Genomic DNA, 506 nt, shown 5'->3' with positions numbered 1-506 from the left:
GAGGCGGCCCGGGTCGTTGTCCGGGTTGAGGATGTCGATAAGGCGGATCAGGTCATCCGGGTTCATGCTCGGGCCGACCTTGACCCCGATCGGGTTGTTCACGCCGCGCAGGAACTCGACGTGGGCGCCGTCCAACTGGCGGGTGCGGTCGCCGATCCACAGCATGTGGGCCGAGCAGTCGTAGTAGTCGTTGGTCAGGCTGTCACGGCGCACGAAGGCTTGTTCGTAGTTGAGCAGCAGCGCTTCGTGGGCGGTGAAGAAACTGGTTTCGCGCAGTTGCGGTGAACTGTCCATGCCGCAGGCGCGCATGAACGCCAGGGTTTCGTCGATGCGGTCGGCCAGTTGGCTGTACTTCTCGGCCAGTGCGGAGTTGGCGATGAAGTCCAGGTTCCACTTGTGCACCTGGTGCAGGTCGGCAAAGCCGCCCTGGGCGAAGGCGCGCAGCAGGTTGAGGGTGGCGGTGGACTGGTGGTAGGACTGCAGCAGGCGGTCCGGGTCCGGCACAC

At 64.8% G+C, this 506-nt stretch carries 1 protein-coding gene; it reads right to left on the bottom strand.

Going from position 1 to position 506, the window contains the following annotated elements:
- Positions 1 to 506: 3-deoxy-7-phosphoheptulonate synthase (locus BM70_RS0130980; protein ID WP_025859599.1), on the bottom strand; the 506-nt coding region annotated here is incomplete at both ends.

Source organism: Pseudomonas sp. CHM02 (assembly GCF_000612585.1).
Classification (GTDB): domain Bacteria; phylum Pseudomonadota; class Gammaproteobacteria; order Pseudomonadales; family Pseudomonadaceae; genus Aquipseudomonas.
This window is presented reverse-complemented; position numbering and strand designations above follow the sequence as displayed.